This window comes from Mesorhizobium sp. 8, assembly GCF_006351905.1.
GTDB lineage: Bacteria > Pseudomonadota > Alphaproteobacteria > Rhizobiales > Rhizobiaceae > Mesorhizobium > Mesorhizobium composti.
The window spans coordinates 2,461,287-2,486,831 of the sequence record NZ_CP040914.1 but is presented as its reverse complement, the minus strand read 5'-3'; the positions used below and the strand labels follow the sequence as shown (position 1 = coordinate 2,486,831).

Here is a 25,545-nt window from a genome sequence, read left to right as displayed (position 1 = left end):
GGCATGATCGGCAAGCTCAAGGGAACGGTGGAAGAGATCGAGGAGGATCACTGCGTCGTCGACGTGCACGGCGTCGGCTATGTCGCCTATTGCTCGACGCGCACGCTTGCCGCGCTTGCCGGCCCGGGCGAAGCCGTCGTCCTGTTCATCGAAACCTATGTGCGCGAGGACATGATCCGGCTCTACGGTTTCCAGACCGCGCTCGAGCGGGAATGGTTCCGGCTGTTGATGAACAACGTGCAGGGCGTCGGCGCCAAGGTGGCGCTGGCGGTCTTGTCAACGCTGGCGCCCGCCGACCTCGCCAACGCCATCGCGCTGCGCGACATCGCCATGGTGTCCAGAGCGCCCGGCGTCGGCAAGAAGGTGGCCGAGCGCATCGTCACCGAACTGAAGAACAAGGCACCGGCCTTCGCGGGTGCAGCCGCCGGCACCATCGGCCTCAAGCAGGAACTCGGCGAGGGCGTCGCGCCGGCGCCGGTGGCGGACGCCGTCTCGGCGCTCACCAACCTCGGCTATTCGCGCGACACCGCCGCCAACGCCATCGCCGCCGCCTTGAAGGCGGCGGGCGAAGGCGCGGATTCGGCCAAGCTGATCCGCTTTGGCCTGAAGGAACTGGCGCGGTAGGATCGGATTTGCTATGCACAGCGCGACTTACTAAGTTAAGAAGGTAAGAAAGGACGCAAAGGTAAGGCGATGGGTATTCTCGCGACAATGTCCTCGAAGGGGCAGTTGACCATCCCGAAGGAAATCCGGGATCAGTTGAACCTGTCCGAAGGAACCCGATTTTTCGTGTCGGTGCGCGATGGAGAGGTGGTGGCGCGCCCGAAAAACAGAAGCGTGGCCGATCTGGCCGGAATCCTTGGCAAGCCGTCGGTCGGTGCCGGTGCGACCCTCGAAGATTTCGATGAGGCAATCGGTCAGGCCGTGGCTGAAGACGACGAGCGTATCGTGCGTGAATGGAACGAACTCCACGGCAAAAAGCGATGAAGGCCGTCGATACGAATATCCTGCTTCGCTACGTGCTTCGGGATGACGAGGATCAGTTTGCCAGAGCGGCGGCGTTTTTCGGAACCCGCACGGCGCAAGACCCGGCCTTTGTGAGTCTCGTCGTGCTGGCCGAATTCGCCTGGGCTTTGCGGCAGCGCTATCGCTTTCATCGAACGGCCATTCGTTCCCTTGTCGAAACGCTTATGGAAGCGGCCGAGGTTGTCCTTGAAGATGAAACGATGTTGGAAACCGTCGTGGCGGAAGCGGAACGCGGTGACCTTGCGGATCATTTGATTGCGTATTCCGCGCGGCGTGCAGGCTGCTCGACGACCGTGACCTTCGACGCGGAAGCCGCCCGTCGCGTCCCGTCCTTGGAACTGCTGTCTTGACGCTCGCCCCCCGCCTCATCTCGTCGGAAAAGCGCGGCGAAGACGCCGACCAGAGCCTGCGGCCGCAGGCGCTCGACGAGTTCGTCGGCCAGGCGCAGGCGCGCGCCAACCTGAAAGTGTTCATCGAGGCGGCGAAGGCACGCGGCGAGGCGCTCGACCATGTGCTGTTCGTCGGCCCGCCGGGGCTCGGCAAGACGACGCTGGCGCAGATCATGGCGCGCGAGATGGGCGTCAACTTCCGCTCCACCTCCGGCCCGGTCATCGCCAAGGCCGGTGACCTCGCCGCACTTCTCACCAATCTCGAAGACCGCGACGTGCTGTTCATCGACGAGATCCACCGGCTCAACCCTGCGGTGGAGGAAATCCTCTATCCGGCGATGGAGGACTTCCAGCTCGATCTGATCATCGGCGAGGGGCCGGCGGCGCGCTCGGTCAAGATCGATCTCGCCCGCTTCACGCTGGTGGCGGCGACGACCCGCGCCGGCCTCATCACCAATCCGCTGCGCGACCGCTTCGGCATCCCGGTCCGGCTGAACTTCTACACCGTCGAGGAACTGGACCTGATCGTGCGGCGCGGCGCCCGCATCCTGTCGATGCCGCTTGGCGACGACGGCGCGCTGGAGATCGCGCGGCGGGCGCGCGGCACGCCGCGCATCGCCGGCCGGCTGCTCAGGCGCGTGCGCGATTTCGCCTCCGTCGCCGGCGCCGATATCGTCTCGCGCAAGGTCGCCGACGAGGCGTTGTCGCGGCTGGAGGTCGACGCGCTCGGACTGGATGCGCTCGACCGCCGCTATCTTTCGATGATTGCCGGCAATTTTGGCGGCGGGCCGGTCGGCATCGAGACGATCGCTGCCGGCCTGTCGGAGCCGCGCGACGCCATCGAGGACATCATCGAACCCTACCTGATCCAGCAGGGCTTCATCCAGCGCACGCCGCGCGGCCGCGTGCTGACGGCAAACGCCTGGCGTCATCTCGGGCTGGAGGCGCCGAAGGACCTCGCCCAACAGCAGATCAGCCTGTTCCAGGAAGAGTCGTGAGCACCGTTCCCGAACCGACCGAGGAAGAGCTGACCGGCGGGCTGAACGGCGCGCTGACCTCTACCGGCCACCGGCTGATGGCGCGGGTCTACTATGCCGACACCGATTTCTCCGGCGTCGTCTACCATGCCCGCTATCTCGAATTCCTCGAGCGCGGCCGGTCCGATTTCCTCAGGCTGGCGGGTGTCCATCACACGGAACTCCTTGCCGGCAAGCACGGCGAGAGCATCGCCTGGGTGGTGCGGCGCATGGAGATCGACTTCGTCCAGCCGGCGCGCATCGACGACATCGTCACCGTCGATACCCGCACCGAAAGGATTTCCGGCGCGCGAATCTTCATGGCGCAGGAACTGAGCCGTGCCGGCGAGGTGCTTGTGCGGGCGAAGGTCGAGGCGGCCATCGTCGGCGAAGGCGGGCGTCCGAAACGCTTCCCGAAGGAATGGATCAAGGCGTTCATGCCGCCGGCCTCCGCTCCCCACCCTTGAGGGTGATGCACCCTATACGATTGCGCGGACCGCTTCTCGCCATAACTCATCCTTAACCATAACGGTTCATGAAGGGATCGGTGAAAATGGAAGGCATCGACGCCTTCCTTTCACCAATATTTGCCCTAAAAAACGCCGCGAACGGCGCATTTGGGACGTTTCCGAAAGCTTTGGGCGAACGGGACCACACAAGGTAGAGCGCCATGGGCCAGCCGCGAGCCATGCCCGGAAAATCTTAGGGATCTTAAGGAATGGAAAACATCGCACTCGCCGAACCGACGGCGTCGCTGTCGATCTGGGCGCTGTTCATGCAAGCCGGCTGGGTGGTCAAGCTGGTCATGCTGGGATTGCTCGGGGCCTCGATCTGGACCTGGGCTATCATCGTCGACAAGCTGATCGCCTATGCCCGCATGCGCATCTCGCTCAACCGCTTCGAGCAGGTGTTCTGGTCGGGTCAGTCGCTGGAGGAGCTCTACCGCACGCTGGCCGACCGCAAGACGACCGGCATGGGGGCGATCTTCGTCGCGGCCATGCGCGAATGGAAGAAAAGCTTCGAGAAGGGCGCCAAGTCGCCGCTCGGCCTGCAGACGCGCATCGACAAGGCGATGGACTTGGCGCTGACGCGCGAGATGGAAAAGCTGGAGGGACGCCTCGGCTTCCTCGCCACCATCGGCTCGGCCGCGCCCTTCATCGGCCTGTTCGGCACGGTGGTCGGCATCATGACCTCGTTCCAGGCCATCGCGGCGTCGAAGAACACCAGCCTTTCGGTGGTGGCGCCGGGCATCGCGGAAGCCCTGCTGGCGACGGCTATCGGCCTGCTCGCCGCCATCCCCGCCGTCATCGCCTACAACAAGCTGTCGTCCGACGCCAGCAAGCTGGCGGTGCGCATGGAGGGCTTCTCCGACGAGTTCTCCGCCATACTCTCGCGCCAAATCGATGAGAAAGTCGTGGCCAGGGCAGCCTGAGGAACGATCATGGGAATGTCAGTCAGCGCGGGCGGCTCGGGACGTGGCGGGCGCGGCCACAGGCGGCGCGGCCGCCATCACAGCCTGATGTCGGAAATCAACGTGACGCCGATGGTGGACGTCATGCTGGTGCTGCTCATCATTTTCATGGTGGCGGCACCGCTGCTGACCGTCGGCGTGCCGATCGACCTGCCCGACACGCAGGCCAAGGCGATGAACTCGGATACCCAGCCGATCACAGTTTCGATCAATCCGGAAGGCAAGGTCTATGTGCAGGAGACCGAGATTCCGATCGAGGAGGTGGTGCCGAAGCTGCAGGCCATCGCCAAGACGGGCTACGAGGAGCGCATCTATGTGCGTGGCGACAAGGTTGCCGACTACGGCACGGTGATGAAGGTGATGGCGCGCATCTCGGCCGCCGGGTTCAAGAACATCGGCCTGGTGACGCTACAGGAACAGGATCAGTAAGAGGCAAATGCGCGCGGGTCTCACCACATCGGTGATCTTGCATGCGGTGGCGCTGGGTTTCGGCCTGCTGTCGCTGAAGGCGCCGTCGGCCTTCGACGTCGCCGACGTGGAGTCGCTGCCTGTCGACATCGTGCCCGTCAGCGCGCTGACCCAGATCCAGGAAGGCGACAAGAAGGCGACGATGCGCGACAAGCCGGCGCCGACGCCGACCAAGCGCCCCGACATCGTTGCGGACGCGCAGAAGACCGGCGACAACAGCGTCGACACCGACAAGCCGCCGACGCCGGAAGCCAAGGCGAAGCCCGTCGAGACCAGCTCCGCGCCGCCGCCGGCGCCCACCCCGGTGGAAAAGCCGAGGGAAGAAGACGTGCCGAAGCCGAAGGAGGCGCCGAAGCCGCCGCCGGCCACCGAAGTCGCGCCGCAGCCGCAGCCGAACGAACAGGTCAAGCCCGAACCGGCCAAGCAGGCCGAAGCCAAGCCCGAGCCTGTCAAGCAGCCCGACCCGACACCGCCGAAGCCGGATGCGGTGGCCGAGGCGATCGCCGCCGAGCAGCCGCAGCAGGACGTCCAGCTGCCGGACCAGGCGCCCGCGCCGGACGCCCGGCCCAAGCCCGCGCCGGCCGAGACGGCCAAGGCGCCGGAGCGCAAGGATTCCGACAAGCCGGTGAAGGAAGCCTCCTCAAAGCAGGCGTCGCAGGACAAGTCGCTCGACGACAAGATCTCGGCGCTGCTCAACAAGGAGAAGGCCTCCGGCGGCGGCGCCAAGCGATCGAGCCAGCAGGCCTCGCTCGGCGGCGAAAAGAACACCGGCGGTGACAAGCTGTCGCAGAACGAGATGGACGCGCTGCGCAAGAAGCTCGGCGGCTGCTGGAGCATCCCGGCCGGCGTCGACGACGCCGAGACGCTGAAGGTGTCGGTGAAATTCCACCTCGATCCGTCCGGCCAGTTGCAGGACCGCCCGCAGGTCGTCAAGGGCGGGGCCGCGTCGGGTCCCGGCCGTACCGCCGCCGAATCGGCCGTGCGCGCGGTGCAGAAGTGCGCGCCGTTCAACCTGCCGTCCGACAAATACGACACATGGTCCGAGATCGTGGTCAATTTCGACCCGAGCGACATGTTCTGACCAATCAGCCAGCCCGCCCGTCCGCCCGCCAGAAAACGAGGCCCAAGCCATGAAGAAACTCCTCACCACGCTCATGATGATCGGTGCGCTCGCCTCGGGCATGAGTGCGCTCGTCACGCTGCCGGCGCATGCCCTGGTCGAGATCGACGTCAACAAGGGCACGATCGAGCCGCTGCCGATCGCCATCACCGATTTCGAGGGCGCCGGCCTCGGCGCCGAAATCTCCGGCATCGTTACCGCCGACCTGAAGCGTTCAGGCCTGTTCGCGCCCATCGACAAGGCGGCGTTTATCGAGAAGATCTCCAATCCCGACGCAGCGCCCCGTTTCGACGACTGGAAGGTCATCAACGCGCAGGCGCTGGTGACCGGCCGCGTCAGCCAGGAGGCGGACGGCCGCATCCGTGCCGAATACCGGCTGTGGGACACCTTCGCCGGCCAGCAGCTTGCGGGCGAGCAGTTCTTCGCCAACAGCGCCAACAAGCGGCGCATCGGCCACATCATCGCCGACGCCATCTATGAGCGGCTGACCGGCGAGAAGGGCTATTTCGACACCCGAGTCGTCTTCATCGACGAGTCGGGCGCCAAGAACGCGCGCAAGAAGCGGCTGGCCATCATGGACCAGGACGGCGCCAATGTGCGCTATCTTTCCAACGGCGGGGCGATCGTGCTGACGCCGCGCTTCTCGCCGAGCCGCCAGGAAATCACCTACATGTCCTATGAGGGCGGCCAGCCGCAGGTCTACCTGCTGCAACTGGAAACCGGCCAGCGCGAGCTGGTCGGCAAGTTCCCCGGCATGACGTTCGCGCCGCGCTTCTCGCCGGACGGCCAGAAGGTCATCATGAGCCTGATGCGCGACGACGGCAATTCCAACATCTTCGCCATGGACCTGAGGAGCCGCAACACCACGCGGCTGACCGACTCCACGGCCATTGACACCTCGCCCTCCTATTCGCCGGACGGCTCGCAGATCGTCTTCACCTCCGACCGCGGCGGCGGCAGCGGGCGCTCGCAGATCTACGTCATGGGTGCTGATGGCTCCAATCCGCACCGCATCTCCTTCGGCGACGGCGTCTATTCGACGCCGGTGTGGTCGCCGCGCGGCGACCTGATCGCCTTCACCAAGCAGTCGGGCGGCCAATTCCAGATCGGTGTCATGAAGACGGACGGCTCGGGCGAGCGGATTCTTTCCACCGGCTTCCAGCAGGAAGGCCCGACCTGGGCGCCGAACGGGCGCGTCTTGATGTTCTTCCGCGACCAGGCCGGCGGGCCGAAGCTGGTCACCATCGACCTGACCGGCCGCAACGAACAGTCGATTCCGACGGCCAACTACGCCTCCGACCCGGCATGGTCGCCGCTGCTCGAATAGCGTGTGGGAATACGGAGAAAACGGGGCCGAAATGTCCCGTTTTTCTTGGGGTGGTCGCGTTTTGGCCGCATTTACGCCTAGGGTCCGCGCCAAATGTGACGTTCGGTGCTCCCATGGCAGAAACATCGGGGCAAAGCATCGGGCAGCGACCGCGGACGGCGGCCGATACCGAATTTTAACCGTGTTTCTTGAGCACCGGTTAACCCAAACGTGGTTACTGGCTTGTCAACGAAACAACTCGAATTGCGAAGGAGAGGCGGCATGCGCCGTATCGCAAAACTTGCAGCAAACCCCGTCATGATCGCCCTGGTCGCCTCGCTGGCGCTCGCCGGCTGCGCCTCCAAGAAGACGCCGAACAGCGCCGCAGACCTCGGTCTCGGCGCGGGTGCTGCGACCCCCGGCTCGGCGCAGGACTTCACCGTCAATGTCGGCGACCGCATCTTCTTCGATACCGATTCCTCGTCGATCCGCGCCGACGCGCAGCAGACGCTCGCCCGCCAGGCCCAGTGGCTGAACAAGTACAGCCAGTACCGCATCGTCGTCGAAGGCCATGCCGACGAGCGCGGCACGCGCGAATACAACCTGGCGCTCGGCGCCCGTCGCGCCGCCGCCACCCGCGATTACCTGATCTCGCAAGGCGTCGCCGGCAACCGGCTCAAGACCATCTCCTACGGCAAGGAACGCCCTGTGGCCGTGTGCGACGACATCTCCTGCTGGTCGCAGAACCGCCGCGCCGTCACCACGCTGTCGGGCGCCGGAAGCTGATCCGGGCCGCGAGCCCGCTATCGGTAAAAATGCCACATCGGACGGACAAAGGCGGCGGCAACGCCGCCTTTTGCCGTTACGCGACGGCCCGAAACAAAATTTGGCCGAAGTCTCGCGCCCTGCTAGAAGCGAAAACGTCCGGGCCGGCGCGTCGCGGCTGCCGTCTGACGCAGGCGTTCCGCTTCCGGACAAACAGACGAATCGTTGATTTCAGGGCGAGACATATGCACTTCAGATCCATCCTAAGCGGCACGCTTGCCGTGCTGTTGGCCTCAGCGGTGGCCGCGCCGGCGAGCGGCGTTTCCGGCGCCGAGCGGACCGACAGCGGTTTTTCGTTCCATATGCCTTCCTTCGGGCTGCCCGGCGTGTTCGGCAGCGGCGGGCAGGACAAGGTCCAGATGGCGCAATCCAATGCCGCCGGCGTGACCGGGCTGGAGGACCAGATCCGTCAATTGAACGGCAAGGTCGAGGAACTCAATTTCCAGATCCTGCAGATGCAGGAGCAGATCCGCAAGCAGCAGGAAGACAACGAGTTCCGCTTCCAGCAGCTTGAAGGCGGCGGCGGCCAGGCGCCGCAGAAGAAGTCCGAGGCCTCCGGCGGCGGCAATACGGCCGTTGCCGCAGCACCGGCAACCCAGCCTGGAGCCGATACGTCGGCTTCAGGCGACGGTCCGTCGGACCCCGTCGGCGACATCATCGTCGATTCCGGCAACGGCGAGCCCGGCAAGCTCATCACCGGCGCGCCGGCCAAGACCTTCGGCACGATCACCGTCGACAAGGACGGCAATGTCGTCGACGCCGGCGGCACGCAGTCGACGGCGGCGGGAGCATCGCCGCCGGCGGGCGACGATGCCGGGTCCGGATCGGGAACGCAGGTCGCCTCGCTGCCGGCCACCGACAATCCGGACGAACTCTATCGCAATTCCTACCAGTTCATCCTGTCGGGCGACTACAAGACCGCCGAGCAGGGGTTCCGCGACTATGTCTCGCGCTTCCCCAAGGATTCAAAGGCGTCGGACGCCCATTACTGGCTGGGCGAAGCGTTGCTCGGCCAGCAGAAATACCGCGACGCCGCCGAGACCTTCCTGGCGGCGAGCAAGGCCTATCCCAAGGCGAAGAAGGCTCCCGACATGCTCCTGAAGCTCGGCGTGTCGCTGGTCGGCCTCAACCAGCGCGACGTCGCCTGTGCCACCTTCAACGAAGTCGGCAAGCGCTATCCCAACATTTCCGCCGCCATGAAAGAGCGCGTCAAGCAGGAACGGACCCACGCGGCGTGCTGAACCCGGCTGCGTCCGGCCCAGGCGTATCTCCCGAAAACGGGAACCGGTTTCGGGGCAGGGGCGTGCTTACGATCGAAAGCCCGGAGACGGACCGGCTCTTTTCGTCCATCGACCTTTCCGGCGGCGCGATCGTCGCTGTATCCGGCGGCAGCGATTCCACGGCGCTGCTTCTCCTTCTCAAAGATCATATCGAGCGACATTCCCCGACCGTGCGGCTGCTTGCTGTCACGGTCGACCATGCGCTTCGCGCAGGCTCGGCCGCTGAAGCCGATACGGTCGCCCGGCTCTGCGCAGAGCGCGGCATTCCGCACAAAACCGTCCGCTGGGACGGACCCAAGCCCGCCACCGGCCTGCCCGCGGCGGCGCGCGATGCGCGCTACCGGCTGCTCGGCCGCGCGGCGCGCGAGGCTGGTATCGGACTGGTGCTGACGGGCCATACGGCCGACGACCAGGCCGAGACGGTGCTGATGCGCCAGGCGCGCGCTGCCAGCACGGAAGCGGATGGACGCGGCCTTGCCGGCATGGCGCCGGCGACACTCTACGACGGCGAAATCTGGATCGTGCGGCCGCTGCTCGGCACGCGCCGCGCCGCCTTGCGCGGCTGGCTGACGGGACAGGGCGCCGGCTGGATCGACGATCCGACGAACGACAACCGGACGTTCGAGCGCCCGCGCATCCGGGCGCGGCTCGGCGACGGCGAGGCGACGCAGTTCGAACGGGCCATCGCCACGGCCGACCGCGCCGCCGGCGCACGCACCGACCTCGGCACACGCGCGGCCGCGCTGATGCGCGCGCATGCCAGCCGGCCCGCTCCGGGGCTGCTGCGGCTGGCGCCGGCTTTTGCGACAGCGGCCGACAGGCCGGCGGCGGTCTATGCGCTGCGGATCCTTGTCGCCATCGCCGGCGGATCGTCCTTCCTGCCCGACCTTGCTCGCGCGGAGGCGCTGTTTTCCCGGATTTGCGGGTGGCGCGGGCCCGATCCGCTGCGCGCCACGTTGTCGCATGCGGTCGTCGACCGGCGCTCCGCCGGCCTGTTCCTGCACCGCGAGGGACGCGACCTGCCGCCCGCCGGACCCGTCCGCGACGGCACGGTCTGGGACGGCCGCTACCGGATCACGCTCGGCGACGGCGGCGGGGAATTCTTGATCGCGGCCAAAGGTGAGTCCGCCGTGGCCGGCGCTTTGCCGGTTACAGCCTGCGCGCCGGCGAGCCTCGTGCATGCCGCGCTCGCCGCCGAGCCGGTGTTTTCGATGGAAAAACAAGGGATCATGGGCGGGTACCTTCCGGCTTCGGCCCAGCCGGTCGCGGCACCCTTCGCGCACTTCCTGTCCGGCTTCGACCTCGCACCGGCGCGGGCGGTGGCCGAACTCATCGGCGCCACCGCCATCGCCGCGCCGCCATTGGGCTCTATCGGCCTAAAACCATGGTCGAAGGCTTAACCCAACCCGATGGTCGTGCTTGGCAAGGGGGGGGCGGCTGCCTATGTTAGGTCCAACTTCTCTCTTACGGCGTGCCGCTGGCGCGCCTCAACGGGACGCTAAATGAATCCGAACTACCGTAACCTCGCGCTCTGGGCCATCATCGCCGTCCTGCTGATCGCACTGTTCAACCTGTTCCAGACGCCGCAGACGCGTGGTGCATCGACGGATGTTCCGTATTCTCAGTTCCTTCAGGACGTCGGCGCGGGCCGGGTCAAGACGGTGACCATCGCCGGCGATCGCATCAGCGGCACCTACACCGACACCTCCGGCGGCTTCCAGACCTATTCGCCCGGCGACCCGTCGCTGGTGTCCAGGCTCGAAGACAAGAACGTCACCATCAACGCCCGCCCCGAGACGGACGGCTCCAACACGCTGTTCGGCTACCTGATCTCGTGGCTGCCGATGATCCTCATCCTCGGCGTGTGGATCTTCTTCATGCGCCAGATGCAGTCCGGTTCCGGCCGGGCCATGGGCTTCGGCAAGTCGAAGGCCAAGTTGCTCACCGAAGCGCACGGGCGCGTGACGTTCCAGGACGTCGCCGGCGTCGACGAGGCCAAGGAGGACCTGGAGGAGATCGTCGAGTTCCTGCGCGACCCGCAGAAGTTCCAGCGCCTCGGCGGCAAGATCCCGCGCGGCGTGCTGCTCGTCGGCCCGCCCGGCACCGGCAAGACGCTTCTGGCGCGCTCTGTGGCCGGCGAGGCCAACGTGCCGTTCTTCACCATTTCCGGCTCGGACTTCGTGGAAATGTTCGTCGGCGTTGGCGCCAGCCGCGTGCGTGACATGTTCGACCAGGCCAAGAAGAACGCGCCCTGCATCATCTTCATCGACGAGATCGACGCGGTCGGCCGCCATCGCGGCGCCGGCCTCGGCGGCGGCAACGACGAGCGCGAGCAGACGCTGAACCAACTGCTGGTCGAGATGGACGGCTTCGAATCCAACGAGTCGATCATCCTGATCGCCGCCACCAACCGGCCGGACGTGCTCGATCCGGCGCTGCTGCGTCCGGGCCGCTTCGACCGCCAGGTGGTGGTGCCGAACCCCGACATCATCGGCCGCGAGAAGATCCTCAAGGTGCATGTCCGCAACGTGCCGCTGGCCCCGAACGTCGATTTGAAGACCATCGCGCGCGGCACGCCGGGCTTCTCCGGCGCCGACCTGATGAACCTCGTCAACGAGGCCGCGCTGATGGCGGCGCGGCGCAACAAGCGCCTCGTCACCATGGCCGAGTTCGAAGACGCCAAGGACAAGATCATGATGGGCGCCGAGCGGCGTTCGTCGGCGATGACGCAGGCGGAGAAGGAACTGACCGCCTATCACGAGTCCGGCCACGCGATCCTGGCGCTCAACGTGCCGACGGCGGACCCGCTGCACAAGGCGACCATCATCCCGCGCGGCCGCGCTCTCGGCATGGTCATGCAGCTGCCGGAAGGCGACCGCTACTCGATGAGCTACAAGTACATGATCTCGCGCCTCGCCATCATGATGGGCGGGCGCGTGGCCGAAGAGTTCAAGTTCGGCAAGGAGAACATCACCTCCGGCGCCTCCTCCGACATCGAGCAGGCGACCAAGCTGGCGCGCGCCATGGTGACGCGCTGGGGCTTCTCCGACAAGCTCGGCCATGTCGCCTATGGCGACAACCAGGAAGAGGTCTTCCTCGGCCATTCGGTGGCGCGCCAGCAGAACATCTCGGAAGAGACGGCGCAGATCATCGACGCCGAGGTGCGCCGCCTCATCGACGACGCCTATTCGACGGCCAAGACCATCCTGACCAAGAAGAAGAAGGACTGGATCGCGCTCGCCGAAGGGCTGCTCGAATACGAGACGCTGTCGGGCGAGGAGATCAAGCAGCTGCTCGCCGGCAACAAGCCTTCGCGCGACCTCGGCGACGACACGCCGACCAGCCGCGGCTCGGCCGTGCCGAAGGCCGGCGGCACGGCTCGCGGCAAGAAGAAGGGTCCCGAGCCGGAAGGCGGCATGGAGCCGCAGCCCTCGAACTGATCGCCCGCAGGCCGGTCAAGGAAACGCCACGGCAGGTCCGTGGCGTTTTGCTTTGCGCCAGGCTCGAAATGCGCTTGTGATCAAGCCTTGGAAAAGCCGTCCCCGGCCAGTTGCTTTTTGAATCCGGCCAGCCTATATGGCCGGTCTTGGCTGCGCCCTTCGTCTAGCGGTCAGGACGGCGCCCTCTCACGGCGCAAACAGGGGTTCGATTCCCCTAGGGCGTACCAGTTTGATTTTCACAGGAAACGTGGCCGGCAATGCGCCTCAAGGCGCGACGCGGAACGCGATGCCCGTTGCCCTAAGAGCCGGAACGAGGCCGCAGCCGTCGAAAAGGCCCGCCGGCTTGTACTTTGCCCGCAATATGGCGGTTGCGCCGAGTGCGGCCGCCTTTTCCTTCAGCAGGGGCAGGGCCTCTGCCTGTGTCGGCATGGGCGATCCCATGGTCGGCGCGCAGGCCGCGACCGTAATTCGCTTGAGCATCACCGGCGTGCCCTGGATATGATCGACTACCGCGACCGAATCGGCTCCCGGCACGTGCGGTGCCGGCGGCTGGCTGGCGCAGGCGCCCAGTGCCACACAGAAAAGCACCGAACCCGTCCTCACGTGCATCGCCGTACCTCCGCACTTTCGTCGCCTTAACGATGAATGACGGCGATTTGTGGTCCGCCAGGACGGCGGGCGGCCTTGTATCTGCTCTCTGCGCGGCTGATGGACCGGGGGAGGAAGGTGGATGCCTCGCCCCGGAATTGAACCGGGGATGCACGGATTTGCGGTCCGCCGCGTATCATTCCGCCACGAGGCACCGCGATGGTGCCGCGCAACCCGTTAAGAAATGGTTGCCGCAGCGGAAATTGCCGACCCGCCGCGTGTCGAAGCCTGGTCGAGCGGGCTTTCCGCAGTAACTGTTCGGCTCCGTGCGGCGCAGGCCTATTCGCAGACGACACGCGCCCGCTGCCCGCGAAGGACCTCGTTGTGACAGGCAAGCACTCTTGCTGGCCCACTTCTGGCCAGTTCGCTGTTGGCCGGCCGGCTTTTGTGAGCCGCACGATGCGGCCGGCGGGCCGGCCTCGACCAGCCGGTCGTCGGCGCCACGGGAAAGACCTCCGTCCCGCTCTGGACCGGAGGCGTTTGCGGCGGCGGGAGACTGGGGCGCCAATAGCGGCCGACATCCAGTTCCTTCGCCACGGCGACGGTGCCGTCCGGCGTGCGCACGCAGCCGCCTGCCGTCAGCAGGCAGCCCAGAAGCAATATCGACAACCCGACTGTCCCGCCGGCGGCCTGCCGGCCTCTGCCCGCTTTCATTTCCAGAGATTCGTCCGTTCCTGTGGACCGGATGGCGTTCCGGCGCACCCTGTCGAGGCGGCCAAAATGCAGCGCAACTGCGGCATCACGATGGCACCCGGCCGCGTCTGACATCGGTTAAGGTTAGTCGATCGTTAACAGGTGTAGTGCACAGTTCCTGCGTCGGGTCGCAGGGAGGCCCGATCGTGCATTGGCGGGGATGGGATGACGAAGGCGGACGACAAGGTCGCGAGCGGCGATGCGCTCCCCAGCGGAGCGTTGCGCGAATTCCTGGATGTCGGCTGCGACTGGCTGTGGGAAACCGATGCGGAATTGCGCTTCTCCTGGCTGTCGGACAATTATCGCGAAGCAACGGGCATCGATCCCGCCCGGGTGATCGGCCGCTTCCGCTTCGATTTCCTCAAGGCCGTGCTGGCGGGCAGCCGAAGCGCCGCCGCGCATCTCGAGGATCTGCAGGAACGCCGGCCGTTCCGCGATTTCGTCTACGAGCTTGGCGGCGGCAAGCCCGAATGCCGCTGGATATCGACGTCCGGCGTACCCCGCTTCGATGCGGAAGGCCGTTTCATCGGCTATCGCGGCGTCGGCCGCAACGTCACCGCCATGGCGGATGCGTTCGGCGAGCTGAAAGGGGAGGGCAGGGAGAGGCCGCCGACAACCGGCGAAGTCGACCGCGACCTCCTGTTCGACCTGCAGCGCACGATCGATGCCATGACGATGGGCATCGTCATCCTCGATGCCGACCTCAGGGCGGAACTCGTCAACCGCGCTTTCTACGACATCTGGAAGGTGACGGCGGAGCAGGTGGGCATCGGCGATCCGTTCCGCGCCCTGATGGACGTCAATCGCCATAACGGCATCTACGACGTGGCCGACGACCGCTGGGAAATCTACGTCGCTTCGCGGCTGACGGAGATCCGCGCCGGAGACGTCGCGCCGCGCGAGTTCCGCCGGGCCGATGGCTGCGTCATGATCTATTCGGTGACGGCGCTTTCCGGCGGCAAGCGACTCATCTCCTATTACGACGTCACCGAACTGAAGGAGCGCGAGGCCGAACTCGCCGAGGCCCTGGAGAAGGCCAAGCTCGCCGAGGCGGTGATCGACAGCGTGCCGAACCCGATGTTCGTCAAGGACGAAAACCTCCGCTACGTCCTGGTGAACCAGGCCTTCGCCGACTTCTTCGACACGACGCCCGAAAGGATCGTCGGCCAGACCGACGCCAGCCTCGTGCCGGCGCACGAGCAGGGCCTGTTCGAGGACGACGAGCGGCGGGTCCTGGAAACCGGCGAGATCTACGAGGTCCAGACGGCCCACGTCCGCAACGGCGCCGAAGTCTATCGCATCGTGCGCAAGAACAGGGTCGGGTCGGCCAGCGGCAAGGCCTATCTCGCGGCCTCGATCTTCGACGTGACCGAGCTGAAACGGCGCGAGACGGAGGCCGAGGAGGCAAGGCAGCGCCTGGCCAGCGTGCTGGAATCGCTGCCGGCCGGCGTCATCATCTACGACCGCGACGACCGGTTCGTGCTGGCCAACCGCAAGCTGCAGGAATCGCAGCCGGAAATGACGGCCGCATGGGTGCCGGGCTCGACGTTGCGGCAGGCGATGGAGATCGGGCATCGGGCCGGCTATTTCCGCAACAGCGGCGATCCTGCGCTCGATGCGCTCTACGACAGCGATCCGGAAGGCTGGCTGGACAGGCGGGTGGCGCTGTATCACGGCCCCAGGCGGGTTTCGGAGCGGCGCAATCCGGACGGGCGCTGGTATCAGGCCTACGATGCCCGCACCGAGGACGGCACCTTCATCGGCGTGCGCGTCGACATCACCGAACTGAAGGAACGCGAGCAGGCGCTGCGGGAGTCGATGCGGGAGAACGAGGTGTTCCGTTCGCTGATCGACAACGTGCCGGTGTCGATCTACGCCAAGCGCTCGGACCTCAGGCTTTTCTACGTCAACAAGGGCTGGTGCGACCTCACCGGCGTTTCCAAGGAAGAGGCGATCGGCAAGACCGACATCGAGGTTTTCGGCGCCGACGGCGAAGCCTTCGTGGCGGGCGACCTCGCCGTGCTGCGCTCCGGCGAGACGCAGGAGGTGGAAGAGACGGTGACGTCGGCCGACGGTTCCGTGCGCCACCAGTTCGCCCGCAAGGGCGCGATGATCGCCTCCGACGGCTCGCTCTACCTGATCGGCTCGACCACCGACATCACGCTGCTCAAGCAGCGCGAGGCGGAGTTGCAGCAGGCCGAGCAGCGCGCCGTGCTGGCCGACCGCGCCAAGTCCGAATTCCTCGCCAATATGAGCCACGAGATCCGCACGCCGATGAACGGCGTGCTCGGCATGGCCGAACTGCTGTCCAAATCGGAGCTGGACGCCAAGCAGCGCACCTTCACCGACATCATCGTCAAGTCGGGCAACGCGCTGCTCACCATCATCAACGACATCCTCGACTTCTCCAAGATCGATGCCGGCCAGCTCGTGCTCGACCCCGCGCCGTTCAGCCTGGCGGAAGCGATCGAGGACGTGGCGACGCTGGTCTCTACGCGGGCGAAGGAAAAGGACCTGGAGCTGATCGTGCGCGTCGAGCCGGGGCTGGACTCGATGTTCGTCGGCGACGTCGGGCGCATCCGCCAGATCGTCACCAACCTGCTCGGCAATGCGGTGAAGTTCACCGACGAAGGCCATGTGCTGGTGGACGTCACCGGCCGCAGGATGCCGGCCGGCACCCGCCTGACCATCTCGGTGACCGATACCGGCATCGGCATTCCGCCGGACAAGCTGCGGCAGATCTTCGAGAAGTTCAGCCAGGTCGACGCTTCCTCCACCCGCCGGCACGAGGGCACGGGGCTGGGGCTTGCCATCACCTCGCGACTGGTGGAGATGATGGGCGGCGAGATCGGCGTCGAGAGCGACGAGGGCAAGGGCTCGACCTTCTGGTTCACGGTGACGCTGCCGAGCGCCGCCGAACAGGGCGCTCGCCGCATCATGCCCATCGACGTCAGCGGCGCGCGCGTGCTGATCGTCGACGACAACGCCGTCAACCGCTCGATCCTGAGCGAGCAGATGGCATCCTGGGGGTTCGATTCTTGCGCGGCCGAAAGCGGCACGGAAGGGCTCAAGGTGCTGGTGGCCGCCGCCGCTTACGGCCTGCCGGTGGACTGCATCGTGCTCGACTACCAGATGCCCGGCATGTCGGGGCTGGAAATGGCGCGTATCGTGCGCGCCACCGAAGGCCTGGCGGGCACGCCCATCATCTTGCTGACCTCGGTCGACCAGTCGCTTGCCGGCTCCAGCTACCGCGAGCTCGGCATCGATGCCCAGCTCATCAAGCCGGCGCGCTCCTCGGCGCTGCTGGAAACGCTGGTCGCCACCATCCAGCGTCATCATGCCGTCGCCATGCACCAGCAGCAGGAAGGGCCGGCGCCGTTCGACGATGCCACCCCGGCCGCCGCGAGTCCGACGCAACCCGTACCCCGGCGCGCGCCCGCGACGGAGCGGGCGATGCTCGCCCCGCCGCCGGCCCGGCCGCGTCCGGCCGTCGCCGAGGGCGAGGGGCTGGACATCCTCGTGGCGGAGGACAATGAGGTCAACCAGCTCGTCTTCACACAGATCCTCGGCGAAACCGGCTTCAGCTTCGAGATCGTCGGCAACGGCCGCAAGGCGCTGGAGGCCTGTTTCAAGCTCAAGCCGCGCATGATCCTGATGGACGTGTCGATGCCGGAGATGAACGGCCTGGAGGCCACCGGCGAGATCCGCCGGCGCGAAGAGATCGAGGGCACGCATGTTCCCATCGTCGGCGTCACCGCGCATGCGCTGAAGGGCGACCGCGAGCGTTGCATCGAGGCCGGCATGGACGACTACCTGCCCAAGCCGATCAGCCCCAAGGCGCTCGCCGAGAAGGTCGAGCGGTGGCTGGGCGGTAGCGCCGACACGCAGCGCCGCGCCTGACCAGAGTCCATTCGCGATGCGGAAACCGCGCGGGGCGACCCGCGCGGGGCGCTTGTGCGGTGTCAAACGGCCGACACGAAACTGTCATGCGACTGTAACACAGCGGGTCTATGGCCTCACCGGGCGCCGCCAAAAGGCGTCGAGAGACCAATCCGAACAGGAGCAGGCCAGATGAGACATTTCACCCGCTCGGCGGTCACCGCGATCGCCATCACTGCGGCATCCTTCAGCTTCCCGGCCCTGGCGGCCGACATTTCCGGCGCCGGCGCGACTTTCCCCTATCCGATCTATGCCAAGTGGGCCGATGCCTACAAGAAGGAGACGGGCGTGGGGCTGAACTACCAGTCCATCGGCTCGGGCGGCGGCATCAAGCAGATCAAGGCCAAGACCGTGACGTTCGGCGCCTCGGATGCGCCGCTGAAGGGCGAGGACCTCGAGGCGACCGGCCTCGTGCAGTTCCCGATGGTGATGGGCGGCATCGTGCCGGTCGTCAACATCGAAGGCATCGAGCCGGGCGCCCTGGTGCTCGACGGCGCCACGCTCGCCGACATCTTCATGGGCAAGATCACCAACTGGAACGATCCGGCCATCGCCAAGCTGAACCCCGATGCCAAGCTGCCCGACATGGCCATCGCCGTCGTGCACCGCTCGGACGGCTCGGGCACGACCTTCAACTTCGCCAACTACCTCGCCGCCACCAACGGCGAGTGGAAGGAAAAGGTCGGCGTCAACACCGCGCTGGAATGGCCCGTCGGCATCGGCGCCAAGGGCAATGAAGGCGTCGCCAACAACGTCGCCCAGACCGGCGGCGCCATCGGCTACGTCGAATATGCCTACGCCAAGCAGAACAAGCTGATCTACACCGACCTGATTAATAAGGAAGGCAAGAAGGTCGAGCCGACCGCCGCTTCGTTCCAGGCGGCCGCCTCCAATGCCGACTGGAACTCGGTTCCGGGCTACGGCGTGATCCTCGGCGACCAGCCGGGCGCCGAATCCTGGCCGATCACCGCCGCCACCTGGATCGTGCTCTACAAGAAGCCCGACGATGCCACGGCCACGGCCGAGGCGCTGAAGTTCTTCTCCTGGGCCTACGCCAAGGGCGACGATGCCGCCGCCGAGCTCGACTACGTCGCGATGCCCGACTCCGTCGTGAAGAGCGTCGAGGAGACCTGGGCCAAGGAAATCGTCGACGCGGACGGCAAGGCGCTGTTCCCGGCCACCAACTGATAGCCGCGGTCGGCGGGACCGGATTTCCGGTCCCGCCTGCCTGACCTTGCTTGCGCAAACCGATCGGGATTGGCTGGATGACCCTGGTAGCAACGGCGAATTCGTCGAGTGAAAGCCGAGCCCTGCGCGAGCGCGAGGCGACGGTGCGCCGCTTCGCGCTGACCGATCTCATTTTCCGCGGCGTGGCCAAGGGTTCGGCCATCCTCGTGCTCCTGATCCTCAGCGGCGTCGCCGTCTCGCTGGTCGTCGGCGCCTGGCCGGCGCTGGCCAAGTTCGGCCCCGCATTCCTCGGCACCGAAAGCTGGAATCCGGTGACGGAGAATTTCGGCGCGCTGGCGCCGATCTACGGCACGGTCGTCACCTCGGCCATCGCCCTCCTGATCGCCGTGCCCATCGGCCTCGGCATCGCGGTCTTCCTGACCGAACTCTGCCCGCGGCCGCTGCGCCGGCCGATCGCCATCGCCGTCGAGCTTCTGGCCGGCATTCCGTCCATCATCTACGGCATCTGGGGCCTATTCGTCTTCGCGCCGTTCCTGCAGCGCACGGTGCAGCCCTTTATCATCTCCGTCTTCCATGACGTGCCGGTGCTGAACTCGCTGTTCGCCGGCCCGCCCTACGGCATCGGCATGCTGACCTCGGCGCTGATCCTGGCGATCATGGTGCTGCCTTTCATCACCTCCATCACCAAGGACGTGTTCGACACGGTGCCGACGGTGCTGAAGGAATCTGCCTACGGCGTCGGCTGCACCACCTGGGAGGTCATGCGCCGCATCGTCATTCCCTATACCCGCGTCGGCATCATGGGCGGCGTCATGCTGGGCCTCGGGCGCGCGCTCGGCGAGACCATGGCGGTGACCTTCGTCATCGGCAACGCGCACCGGGTCTCCGCCTCGCTGTTCGCGCCCGGCACGACGATCTCGGCCACCATCGCCAATGAATTCACCGAGGCCGACGGCGAGATCTACACCTCCTCCCTGATCGCGCTCGGCCTGATCCTGTTCGTCATGACCTTCATCATCCTCGCCGCCGCCCGCTACATGCTGTTGCGGATCGAGCGCCGCGCCGGAGCCTGACAGATGTCCGCTGCCTCCTCGCTCTATAGCCGCCGCAAGGCTCGCAATTCGGTGATGATGACGCTGTGCGTCGTCGCCGCCGGCATCGGGCTTGCCTGGCTGGCGCTGATCCTCGGCGCGCTGCTTTGGAAAGGGCTCGCCGGCCTCAACCTCGCCGTCTTCACCGAGATGACGCCGCCGCCCGGCGAAGCCGGCGGCCTGTTGAACGCCATCGCCGGCTCGGTCGCCATGACGGTCATCGCCGTCGTCGTCGGCACGCCGGTCGGCATCCTCGCCGGCACCTACATGGCGGAATACGGCCGCTTCTCGAAGATCACCGTGGTGGTGCGCTTCATCAACGACATCCTGCTGTCGGCGCCGTCGATCATCATCGGCCTGTTCATCTACGAATTGATGGTGCGGCCGATGGGCCATTTCTCGGCGCTGGCGGGTGCGGTGGCGCTCGCCATGCTGGTCATCCCGGTGGTGGTTCGCACCACCGAGGACATGCTGAACCTCGTGCCCAACGCATTGCGCGAAGCCGGCACCGCGATCGGCGCGCCGCGCTGGATCGTCATCCGCTCGGTCGCCTACCGGGCGGCGCTTTCGGGCATCGTCACCGGCATTCTGCTCGCCGTCGCCCGCATCTCCGGCGAAACGGCGCCGCTGCTCTTCACCGCGCTCAACAACCAGTTCTGGTCGGGCAACCTTAACGCGCCGATGGCCAGCCTGCCGGTGACCATCTTCCAGTTCGCGCTCAGCCCCTATGAGGAGTGGCAGCAACTGGCCTGGACCGGCGCGCTCATCATCACCTTCACCGTGCTGGGCTTGAGCATCTTCGCCCGCAGCCTGACCGGACGCAGGATCTAAAGGATCATGAAACCCATGCTCTCCAACGAAATCATCACGGCCGACGTCATCAACGCGGCGACGCCGAAGACCAAGATCGAGGTGAAGAACCTCAATTTCTACTACGGCGAATCGAAGGCCCTGAAGGACATCACGCTCTCCCTGCCGGAGCGCAGCGTCACCGCCTTCATCGGCCCGTCGGGCTGCGGCAAGTCCACGCTGCTGCGCGTCTTCAACCGCATCTACGAGCTTTACCCGAAGCAGCGCGCCGACGGCGAGGTGCTGCTCGACGGCGAAAACATCCTCGACCGGTCGCAGGATTTGAACCTCCTGCGCACCAAGATCGGCATGGTGTTCCAGAAGCCGACGCCGTTCCCGATGTCGATCTACGAGAACATCGCCTTCGGCATCCGCCTTTACGAAAAGCTGACGAAGGCGGAGATGGACGAGCGCGTCGAACAGGCGCTGAAGCGTGCCGCCCTGTGGACCGAGGTCAAGGACAAGCTCGACGCCAGCGGCACCTCGCTGTCCGGTGGCCAGCAGCAGCGCCTGTGCATCGCCCGCACGGTGGCGGTGAAGCCCGAGGTGATCCTGCTCGACGAGCCGTGCTCGGCGCTCGATCCGCTGTCGACGGCGCGCATCGAGGAACTGATCGACGAGTTGCAGGCTGACTACACCATCGTCATCGTCACCCACAACATGCAGCAGGCGGCGCGCGTCTCGGCGCAGACCGCCTTCATGTATCTCGGCGAGCTGATCGAGTTCGACAAAACCGAGAAGATCTTCACCGCGCCTAGCGAAAAGCGCACGCAGGACTACATCACCGGCCGCTTCGGCTGACCGCCAGCACGGATACGGAAACAGCATCATGGCTGAACATACGGTCACCTCCTTCGACGACGATCTCGCCCATATCAGCCGGCTTGTCGGCGCGATGGCCGATCTCGCCGGCACGATGGTCGGCGACGCCACGCGGGCGCTGATCGAGAGCGACACCGGGCTCGCCCAGCGCGTGGTGTCCGACGACGTGGTGATGGATGCGCGCCAGCGCGAGCTCGACAATCGCGCCATCACCCTCATCGCCAAGCGCCAGCCGATGGCGGACGATCTGCGCGCGGTGGTTGGCGCCATCCGCATGGCGGGCGATCTCGAGCGCATCGGCGACCTTGCCAAGAACATCGCCAAGCGCGTCGGCGCCGTCGGCCAGGGCGGCATGTCGCGCGAGCTTTCGCATTCCATCGACGCCATGGCGCAACTGGTGCTGATCCAGGTCAAGGGTGTCGTGGAAGAATACAGCGCCGGCGATACCGCGGCGCTGGCGCGGCTCAGGAACGACGACGAGCGCATTGACGTGAAATACACCTCGGTGTTCCGCGAGCTTCTCACCTACATGATGGAAGATCCGCGCAACATCACCGCCTGCACGCACCTGTTGTTCTGTGCCAAGAATCTCGAGCGTATCGGCGACCATGTGACGAACATCGCCGAAAACGCGTATTATGTGCTGACCGGCGAGCAGTTGCCGGCGGCGCGGCCGAAGACCGACGAGACGGCGATGCCGGCACCGGCCGCGTGAAGGCACAGACGGGATGGTTGCAATGATCGCGCCGCGCATCATGGTGGTGGAGGACGAGGAGCCGCTGGGCGTCCTGCTCCGCTACAATCTGGAATCGGAAGGCTACCAGGTCGAGGTGGTGACGCGCGGCGACGAGGCCGAGCTGCGTCTGCAGGAGAACGTGCCCGACCTTCTGGTGCTGGATTGGATGGTGCCGGCGGTGTCCGGCATCGAACTGTGCCGGCGCCTCAGGATGCGGCCGGAGACGGAACGGCTGCCGGTCATCATGCTGACCGCGCGCGGCGAGGAGAGCGATCGGGTGAGGGGGCTTTCCACCGGGGCTGACGACTATCTGGTCAAGCCGTTCTCGACGCCGGAGTTCATGGCCCGGGTCAAGGCGCTGCTGCGCCGCGCCAAGCCGGAAGTGCTGTCCTCGATGCTGAAGGTCGGCGACATCGTGCTCGACCGCGAGCAGCACAGGGTCTACCGCAAGAAGAACGAACTCAAGCTCGGGCCGACCGAATTCAAGCTGCTGGAATTCATGATGCGGCATCCCGGCCGGGTGTTCTCGCGCACGCAACTGCTCGACAACGTCTGGGGCGAGACCGTCTATATCGACGAGCGCACGGTGGACGTCCATGTCGGGCGGCTGCGCAAGGCCGTCAACAACGGCCGCATGCCCGACATCATCCGCACCATACGCGGCGCCGGCTACGCGATCAGGGAAGATTGATCCCGTTCCGGCCGGCGGTGGGGTCGCCTCCATTGCGTTGACGCGGGGACTTGCTAGAAAGAGGCAGGACTTCACGGCGCGCGAAACCCCGCAGTTGAAAAAGCTCTTTCCAATCATGGCCTTCGTGGCCGTTGCGTTGGCCAGCCTGATCATGGCGGGGTTCGCCTACTTCGCCACGCAGGAAGCCGCCCGCATCAAATTCTCGGCAACGGCGGACGACGCGCTGAACCGCATCGAAAGCCGCGTCGACCTGCATCTTTCACTGCTGCGTTCCACCCAGGCGCTGTTCGACGCCCGCAACGGCAACATTTCGAGCAGCGAATTCAAGTCGTTCTTCGACGCGCTCGACGTCGACGGCAATTTCGCCGGCCTGCGCGGCATCGGCTTTCTGAAGATGGTCAAGGCGGGCGACGAGGCGGTGGCGGAGCGCATCATCCGCCGCGATCACGGCTTCGACCGCGCCATCTTCCCGGCCTCGAATACACCCTGGCGCGCGCCCGTCGTGCTGTTCGAGCCGCTCGACCCGGCGAGCCAGAAGGCGATCGGCTACGACATGATGAGCGATCCCGTGCGGCGCGCGGCGATCGAGAAGGCGGCGGCCGACGACGAGCAGCACGCCAGCGGCCTGACGATGCTGGGCGAGGAGACAGGTGCGGACCAAGCCTATGCCGGCTTCATCGTCTTCGTGCGGCTGAACGTGCGGACCGCGCCGGACAGCATCGAATCGTCGGGCAAGACGGCGACCGGCTTCCTGTTCGCCTCCTTTCGGGCGCAGCAGCTTTTCCAGGCGGCGCTGCGGCGCGAGCCACTGCTGCCGGTCAATATCGAGGTCTATGACGGCGCACCGGAGGCGGGGCGGCTGCTGTTCCGCTCGGAGACTCCGCCGGCATCGGGGCTGGGCACCAGGCTCGTCGCGGCGCGCACCGTCACCGTGGCCGGGCGCGAATGGACGATCCTGTTTCGCCCCACCAGCGCGTTCACGCCGCCGTCGTCGCGCGCCATCCCGGTGATGCTCGGCCTGTTCGGCCTGCTGCTTGCCGGCGCGATCGCGCTCATCGCGCGCTACCAGGAGCGCGCCTACGACGCCGTTTCGCTGCTGCACGAGACGTCGGAGATGAATCTGATCGAAAAGGACCTGATGCTTCAGGAAATGAAGCACCGCATCAAGAATTCGATCACCCGCGTGCTCGCCATCGCCCGCCAGACGGCGGCGGGATCGAGTGGGATCGACGAGTTCTCGGAGTCCTTCTCGGCGCGGTTGCAGGCAATGGCCGCCTCGCAGGACATGCTGACGCGTTCACGCTGGCAGAAGGCCGACCTCGGCGACCTGCTGCGCATCGAGCTCGGCCAGGCGTTCGGCAAGGAGCTTCCGGACGGCCTGCTGACGGGTCCGCAGGTGCTGCTTGACGAGAAAACGACGCAGGCGCTCGGCCTGACCTTCCACGAACTGGCGACCAATGCGCTGAAATACGGTGATGCCAACGCCGTCGGAAGGCTGAAGGTGGGCTGGCGGGTCGAAGGGCGAGGCGGCACGCGCAAGCTGGTGCTGAACTGGCGCGAATCGGGCCAGACAAAGCTCGCGGCGCCGTCGAAGGTGGGCTTCGGCACGAAGCTGATCGACATGAACATCACGCGCGAGCTGCATGGCACCATCAGCCGCGATTTCCAGTCCGACGGGCTGAAGGTGACGATCGACATTCCGCTCGCAGGTTGACATACCGTCAGGAAAAAAGGCGGAAACCGGGACCCCGGCTTCCGCCTTTTTCGTTCGTTGCCTGCCCGAAGCGCGCCGCGATCTATCGGATTCGCCGGCTGCGCTTCAGGTTCGTTTCCGGGCGAGGCTTTAGTTGCAGCGCGCGGTGTAGATACGGCCGGTGCGTGGGCTGCGATACTGGCAGTAGCCATTGCGCAGGTTGCGCACCAGCAGGCCCGAACCGGCGCCGACGACCGCGCCGACAGCCGCGCCCTTCCAGCCGCCGATGGCGCCGCCGATGAGCGCGCCCGCGCCTGTCCCGACGCTGACATCCTGCTCGGTCGTGGTGCAGCCGCTCACCGCGGCGACCATTGCCACGACCACCAAAATCTTGCGCATGAAGTACTCCTCTCGCTGAATCAGTCCCTCGCTTTGCAGCGCAGGCCGATCTCTAGCACAACAGATCGGTTTGCGTCTGCCCTGCTTCCATCTTGGCTAAGAGAGTCTTTTTTCGGGCGCTCAGGGGGTGTTGGCGGCGATCATGACGGACGGCTTCTCGACCGAGGCCTGCAATCTGCCGTCTGTGATGCTCCAGACAATCTCGCCGTCCTCTTCCTCCATCGCCGGATCGACCGCGATGCATGTGCCGAGCACGCGCGGCGCGCGGCCTGCGAGGTCCTCCAGCGCGAAGGGCTGTTCGCTGGTGCAGTCCTCACTCGTCTCGAAGATCGGCGTCGGTGCCGGCAGTTCGCGGCACTGGGCGAGATCGGGCGAACAGCCAACGATGAAAAGCACGGCGGCGATGTGTTCCATGGCGGAAACCTCCGCCCCAGAAACGGCTTCGCCCCGACTCG

24 protein-coding genes and 2 tRNA genes are annotated in these 25,545 nt (G+C 66.0%); 22 read left to right on the top strand and 4 right to left on the bottom strand.

Going from position 1 to position 25,545, the window contains the following annotated elements; all coding sequences use genetic code 11:
- The first annotated feature begins 3 nt into the window (after positions 1-3).
- The 14 genes from ruvA to FGU64_RS11975 all read left to right on the top strand — a co-directional run bounded on the left by ruvA (position 4) and on the right by FGU64_RS11975 (position 12,568).
- Positions 4-624, top strand: a complete 621-nt coding sequence (ruvA, locus tag FGU64_RS12040) for a Holliday junction branch migration protein RuvA (RefSeq protein WP_139953479.1) — start codon at positions 4-6, stop codon at positions 622-624.
- Positions 625-693: 69 nt separating this feature from the next.
- Positions 694-987 (top strand): AbrB/MazE/SpoVT family DNA-binding domain-containing protein, encoded by a 294-nt coding sequence (locus FGU64_RS12035; RefSeq protein ID WP_139953478.1) that lies wholly within the window; start codon positions 694-696, stop codon positions 985-987.
- Positions 984-1,376 carry a type II toxin-antitoxin system VapC family toxin gene (locus tag FGU64_RS12030; protein WP_180375519.1) on the top strand — a complete coding sequence of 131 codons (393 nt, stop codon included), beginning with the start codon at positions 984-986 and terminating at the stop codon, positions 1,374-1,376. The genes FGU64_RS12035 and FGU64_RS12030 overlap by 4 nt, the downstream gene beginning before the upstream one ends.
- Positions 1,373-2,413 (top strand): Holliday junction branch migration DNA helicase RuvB, encoded by a 1,041-nt coding sequence (gene ruvB / locus FGU64_RS12025; RefSeq protein WP_139953476.1) that lies wholly within the window; start codon positions 1,373-1,375, stop codon positions 2,411-2,413. Before FGU64_RS12030 ends, ruvB begins: the two co-directional genes overlap by 4 nt.
- Entirely contained in the window at positions 2,410-2,898 is a 489-nt protein-coding gene (ybgC, locus tag FGU64_RS12020) for a tol-pal system-associated acyl-CoA thioesterase (RefSeq protein WP_281405232.1), read from the top strand. Before ruvB ends, ybgC begins: the two co-directional genes overlap by 4 nt.
- A gap of 251 nt (positions 2,899-3,149) precedes the next feature.
- Complete coding sequence (gene tolQ / locus FGU64_RS12015) at positions 3,150-3,863, top strand: protein TolQ (protein ID WP_136360203.1); 714 nt, start codon at positions 3,150-3,152, stop codon at positions 3,861-3,863.
- 9 nt (positions 3,864-3,872) lie between these two features.
- Positions 3,873-4,331 (top strand): protein TolR, encoded by a 459-nt coding sequence (gene tolR, locus FGU64_RS12010; RefSeq protein ID WP_180375518.1) that lies wholly within the window; start codon positions 3,873-3,875, stop codon positions 4,329-4,331.
- Between the two features lie 7 nt (positions 4,332-4,338).
- Entirely contained in the window at positions 4,339-5,451 is a 1,113-nt protein-coding gene (locus FGU64_RS12005; RefSeq protein ID WP_139953474.1) for a hypothetical protein, read from the top strand.
- Between the two features lie 49 nt (positions 5,452-5,500).
- Positions 5,501-6,817, top strand: a complete 1,317-nt coding sequence (tolB, locus tag FGU64_RS12000) for a Tol-Pal system beta propeller repeat protein TolB (RefSeq protein ID WP_139953473.1) — start codon at positions 5,501-5,503, stop codon at positions 6,815-6,817.
- 261 nt (positions 6,818-7,078) lie between these two features.
- Entirely contained in the window at positions 7,079-7,582 is a 504-nt protein-coding gene (gene pal / locus FGU64_RS11995; protein ID WP_136360207.1) for a peptidoglycan-associated lipoprotein Pal, read from the top strand.
- Positions 7,583-7,806: 224 nt separating this feature from the next.
- Positions 7,807-8,862, top strand: coding sequence for a tol-pal system protein YbgF (ybgF, locus tag FGU64_RS11990; protein WP_139953472.1), 1,056 nt, complete (start codon positions 7,807-7,809; stop codon positions 8,860-8,862).
- A 62-nt stretch (positions 8,863-8,924) separates the two neighbouring features.
- On the top strand, positions 8,925-10,301 hold the full coding sequence (tilS, locus tag FGU64_RS11985) for a tRNA lysidine(34) synthetase TilS (RefSeq protein ID WP_139953471.1): 1,377 nt from the start codon (positions 8,925-8,927) through the stop codon (positions 10,299-10,301).
- Positions 10,302-10,403: 102 nt separating this feature from the next.
- Complete coding sequence (ftsH, locus tag FGU64_RS11980) at positions 10,404-12,341, top strand: ATP-dependent zinc metalloprotease FtsH (RefSeq protein ID WP_136360210.1); 1,938 nt, start codon at positions 10,404-10,406, stop codon at positions 12,339-12,341.
- A gap of 152 nt (positions 12,342-12,493) precedes the next feature.
- Positions 12,494-12,568, top strand: a tRNA-Glu gene (locus tag FGU64_RS11975).
- A 37-nt stretch (positions 12,569-12,605) separates the two neighbouring features.
- Here the strand turns inward: FGU64_RS11975 and FGU64_RS11970 are convergent.
- Both FGU64_RS11970 and FGU64_RS23305 read right to left on the bottom strand, forming a co-directional pair.
- Entirely contained in the window at positions 12,606-12,950 is a 345-nt protein-coding gene (locus FGU64_RS11970) for a hypothetical protein (RefSeq protein WP_139953470.1), read from the bottom strand.
- A gap of 118 nt (positions 12,951-13,068) precedes the next feature.
- Positions 13,069-13,143 (bottom strand) — tRNA-Cys (locus tag FGU64_RS23305).
- A gap of 704 nt (positions 13,144-13,847) precedes the next feature.
- Between FGU64_RS23305 and FGU64_RS11965 the strand changes: the two genes are divergently transcribed.
- The 8 genes from FGU64_RS11965 (at position 13,848) to FGU64_RS11930 (ending at position 24,712) form a co-directional block, all read left to right on the top strand.
- Positions 13,848-17,582: a PAS domain-containing protein gene (locus FGU64_RS11965; protein WP_139953469.1), complete on the top strand. Its 3,735-nt coding sequence runs from the start codon at positions 13,848-13,850 to the stop codon at positions 17,580-17,582.
- Positions 17,583-17,753: 171 nt separating this feature from the next.
- Entirely contained in the window at positions 17,754-18,809 is a 1,056-nt protein-coding gene (pstS, locus tag FGU64_RS11960) for a phosphate ABC transporter substrate-binding protein PstS (RefSeq protein ID WP_139953468.1), read from the top strand.
- A 77-nt stretch (positions 18,810-18,886) separates the two neighbouring features.
- Complete coding sequence (pstC, locus tag FGU64_RS11955; protein ID WP_139953467.1) at positions 18,887-19,882, top strand: phosphate ABC transporter permease subunit PstC; 996 nt, start codon at positions 18,887-18,889, stop codon at positions 19,880-19,882.
- A gap of 3 nt (positions 19,883-19,885) precedes the next feature.
- Positions 19,886-20,731, top strand: a complete 846-nt coding sequence (gene pstA / locus FGU64_RS11950; RefSeq protein WP_136359789.1) for a phosphate ABC transporter permease PstA — start codon at positions 19,886-19,888, stop codon at positions 20,729-20,731.
- A 15-nt stretch (positions 20,732-20,746) separates the two neighbouring features.
- Complete coding sequence (pstB, locus tag FGU64_RS11945; protein ID WP_139955364.1) at positions 20,747-21,550, top strand: phosphate ABC transporter ATP-binding protein PstB; 804 nt, start codon at positions 20,747-20,749, stop codon at positions 21,548-21,550.
- Positions 21,551-21,578: 28 nt separating this feature from the next.
- Positions 21,579-22,286 carry a phosphate signaling complex protein PhoU gene (phoU, locus tag FGU64_RS11940; RefSeq protein WP_139953466.1) on the top strand — a complete coding sequence of 236 codons (708 nt, stop codon included), beginning with the start codon at positions 21,579-21,581 and terminating at the stop codon, positions 22,284-22,286.
- Between the two features lie 22 nt (positions 22,287-22,308).
- On the top strand, positions 22,309-22,998 hold the full coding sequence (gene phoB / locus FGU64_RS11935) for a phosphate regulon transcriptional regulator PhoB (protein ID WP_136359791.1): 690 nt from the start codon (positions 22,309-22,311) through the stop codon (positions 22,996-22,998).
- A gap of 94 nt (positions 22,999-23,092) precedes the next feature.
- Positions 23,093-24,712: a CHASE domain-containing protein gene (locus FGU64_RS11930; protein WP_139953465.1), complete on the top strand. Its 1,620-nt coding sequence runs from the start codon at positions 23,093-23,095 to the stop codon at positions 24,710-24,712.
- A 129-nt stretch (positions 24,713-24,841) separates the two neighbouring features.
- Here the strand turns inward: FGU64_RS11930 and FGU64_RS11925 are convergent, their stop codons facing one another.
- A complete protein-coding gene (locus tag FGU64_RS11925; RefSeq protein ID WP_136359793.1) occupies positions 24,842-25,090 on the bottom strand; it encodes a YMGG-like glycine zipper-containing protein in 249 nt (82 codons plus the stop codon).
- A gap of 120 nt (positions 25,091-25,210) precedes the next feature.
- On the bottom strand, positions 25,211-25,504 hold the full coding sequence (locus tag FGU64_RS11920; RefSeq protein ID WP_139953464.1) for a hypothetical protein: 294 nt from the start codon (positions 25,502-25,504) through the stop codon (positions 25,211-25,213).
- Positions 25,505-25,545: the final 41 nt, after the last annotated feature.